The 3,256-nt window shown below is 63.1% G+C and carries 2 protein-coding genes and 1 pseudogene; 2 read left to right on the top strand and 1 reads right to left on the bottom strand.

Translation table 11 applies throughout. The features are described from left to right. Nucleotides 1-14: 14 nt before the first annotated feature. Nucleotides 15-863, top strand: a complete 849-nt coding sequence (gene hpnK, locus AC1ECK_RS36545) for a hopanoid biosynthesis-associated protein HpnK (RefSeq protein ID WP_480328161.1) — start codon at nt 15-17, stop codon at nt 861-863. Further along, nucleotides 860-1,849 (top strand): lysylphosphatidylglycerol synthase domain-containing protein, encoded by a 990-nt coding sequence (locus AC1ECK_RS36540; protein WP_480328159.1) that lies wholly within the window; start codon nt 860-862, stop codon nt 1,847-1,849. Before hpnK ends, AC1ECK_RS36540 begins: the two co-directional genes overlap by 4 nt. Nucleotides 1,850-2,030: 181 nt before the next feature. On the opposite strand, the pseudogene AC1ECK_RS36535 reads toward AC1ECK_RS36540, so the two are convergent. Continuing rightward, a pseudogene (locus AC1ECK_RS36535) lies at nt 2,031-3,168 on the bottom strand (IS481 family transposase). Nucleotides 3,169-3,256 lie beyond the last annotated feature (88 nt).

Here is a 3,256-nt window from a genome sequence, read left to right as displayed (position 1 = left end):
CACGCGAGGGCCGTCTGCCGCAGCGCACCCTGATTTTCACGGCAGACGACTTCGGGTTGCATGAGCGTGTCAACGAGGCAGTCGAACGTGCGTATGTGCACGGCGTCCTGACGGCGGCGAGCCTGATGGTGGCGGCGCCCGCCGCACGCGATGCGGTGGCGCGCGCCCGGCGGCTGCCGGAACTGCGCGTCGGCCTGCACCTGGTGCTGGCCGACGGCGCGGCGTTTTTGCCGCGCGAGGCGATTCCGGCGCTGGTCGACGCACGCGGCCGGTTCGGCGACAACATGGTGCGCGACGGCTTTCGCTTCTTCTTTCTACCGCACGTGCGCAAACAGCTTGCGCTCGAAATTCGTGCGCAGTTCGAAGCGTTCGCAAAGACCGGCTTGCCGCTCGATCACGTCAACACGCATAAGCATTTCCATCTGCATCCGACGGTGCTCTCCCTGATCCTTGAGATTGGCCGCGACTACGGCATGCGCGCGGTGCGCTTGCCGTGCGAATCCAGAGAACCGTTCTGGCTGAAGCCGTGGATCGGGCTCGTGCGGGCGCGTCTCGAGCGCGCCGGCATCGCGCATAACGACTACGTGGTCGGCATTGCGAAGACGGGGCAGATGGACGAAGCGGTATTGCTCGATGCACTGGCGCATTTGCCTGAGGGTGTGGGCGAGATCTATTGCCATCCGGCGGTGGCGGGCGAGGGCCCGCTGACGCTGGGCATGCGCGCGTACCGGCACGCGGACGAACTGGCTGCGCTTTTGTCGCCACGGGTGGCAGCCGCGATCGAGGCGGCCGGCGCGACGCGAGGCGGATTTATCGACGTGTGCAGCAGCCGGGCGCATGACCGTGGCGTGCAGCCGTCATGAAGTGGTTGCAATGGGCCGGCTTGCCGGCGGGCATCGCGATTCTGATTGGGCTGGTGCTGCATGAGGGCGTGGCCGGCTTGATCCAGGTGATCGGCCAGGCGGGTTTTGCGCTGCTCTGGCTGGTGCCGTTTCATGCGCTGCCGCTGCTGCTCGATGCTTATGCCTGGCATTTGCTGCTGGGCAGGCGGGCGTCGCTCGTTTTCCTGTGGTGGGTCGCCACGGTCCGCGAGGCGGTGAGCCGGTTGTTGCCGGTGGCGGGGATTGGCGGCGAGATCGTCGGGATCCGGCTGGCGCGGTGGCGGGTGGCGGATCTGAGTGGCGTGAGCGCGTCGGTGATCGTCGAGGTGATGGTGACGATGGCGGTGCAGTATGCGTTTTCGGCGCTGGCGCTGGTTCTGATTGTGGCTTCGACGCATCGGACCGCTGGGGTGGGTACGATTGGGTTGGCGTTGCTGTTGTCGTTGCCTTTGCCTGTGATTGCTGTTGTGCTCGTGCGGCGGGGTGGGGTTTTTCATGCTATCGAGCGGTGGGCCGGCAAGTTGCTGGGGGCGTCCAGTTCGCTTCTGCAGGGCATGGATGGGCGGCAGCTCGATGCGGATATCGATGCGCTTATGTGCCGCGCTGGGCTTTTGTTGCGGGCTTTTCTCTGGCAGTTGGGTGGGTATCTGCTTGGGGCGTTTGAGGCTTATTGGGCTTTGCAGTTGCTGGGGTATCCGGTTTCTTTGACTGCGGCTCTCGCTATTGAGGGGCTTACTCAGGCTGTTCGGCATGCTGCGTTTTTTGTTCCCGCTGGGGTTGGGGTGCAGGATGTGGCTGTGGTTTTGCTTGCGCAGTTGTTTGGGGTTGATCGTGAAGTTGCTCTTTCGTTGGCGCTCGTTAAGCGCATGCGGGAGGTTTTGTTTGGGTGCGTTGCGTTGGTTTCCTGGCAGGTAGCTGAGGTTTGGTGGCGGGGTATTAATGGGCGGGGTGTTGTCGCGGAGAAGTGATTTTTTTGCCTGCGCGGCGCTTTTTGGTTGTTGTGCCTGAGGTGTTGGCCTTTCCTTGCTTTGTTATTGGTTTATTAGCGTTGCCCCTGTGCGGGGCGGCACCTACTTTTCTTTGCGGCGGTGTATGGACTCGGGACATGGGTAACACACGTAACGGGACATGGGTAACACATTTAGCCGGTCATTTCGTCAGGTTCATGTTGATGGTATCGAAGTGATGGTGGGCGATGTAAAGGTCATAGCAGTCAGGTTGCGTCGTGCTCGGCCGGATGGCGACGGGCAGGTTCTCGAGCGCATTTGAGACCTTGAAGCGTCGGGACATGAAGCGCAGTTCGCCATTGACGCGGACCCGCACGACGGTGTCTGCGTCGCCATACTGCAGCGGCGGCAGCCGCTCGGGATAGGCGCGTGGACTTGGCCGGTAACGCGTGACGGGCGTGTCCATGTCCAGCGCCTGATGGGGCCGCTGTGTGTTGTAGACGATACGCCAGGTGTCGAATGCCTGCTGCGCGCCACGGAAACTGGCGAAGTGCCTGCCGCTGAGCAGTTCAGTCTTCAGCGTGCGGTGAAACCGCTCATCCTTGCCGTTGGTCTGCGGATGGGCCGGGCGACTGTACGAGATCTTCACACCCAGACGGATCAGCCAGATGCCCAGCGTGGTGAGCTGTCCGGGCTGGGCAGGGCTGCCCCATGGTGAGCCGTTGTCGGCGTTGATGCGCAACGGCAGCCCGTAACGGCGAAACGCCTCGCGCAGTCGCCTGCGTACGGCCTGCGTGTCGGTCGGCCCGCAGGCGTCGAGCACGATATTGAAGCGCGAATGGTCATCCAGCACGGTCAGCGGCGAGCAGCGCCGGCCATCGGCGAGTTCAATCCATCCCTTGAAATCCATCTGCCACAGATCGTTGGGCTGCTCGTGCTCGAAGCGCTGCCAGGGCGTCGCTGCCAGCGAGGCTTCGGGCACGATCAGGCCGTGTCGATGCAGGATCCGGGTCATGGTGCCCGCCGTGGGCACCACCGGGTTGCCGAGATCACGCAGACGCCGTTCGAGCTTGCGTCCGCCCCATCGATGTTCGTGGACGTAGCGCAACCACGCGCTGCTCAATCCCGGGAGCCGTGCGATTCGGGCTCGATAGCGGCCGGCGCGAGCGGTCTTCCAGACCGGCCTCGCCAGACTGCCCGTAGCGCTTGAGCCACTTGTAGCCGGTCTTCGCACTGATGCCGTATCGCCGGCACAACTCGCGGCGGTTTGCGCCTTTCTGCAGGGCTAGCTGAACAAATTCCAGACGTAGGTTCACGGTATCTCTCGGGTTCCACGACATGGTCAGCTCCGGAAAAACGTCTCCAGAGTGTTACCCATGTCCCGATACACCTGTTACCTATGTCCCAGTTCCATACACCGCCGCAAAG

The organism is Paraburkholderia sp. SSBN10T (assembly GCF_056619545.1).
Note: the sequence above shows the minus strand (reverse complement) of the source record. Positions and strands in the feature narration are given on the sequence as shown.

Excerpts from the sequence above, each read along its gene's own strand:
- AC1ECK_RS36540 (WP_480328159.1), top strand. The coding sequence starts at position 860 with ATGAAGTGGTTGCAATGGGCCGGCTTGCCGGCGGGCATCGCGATTCTG.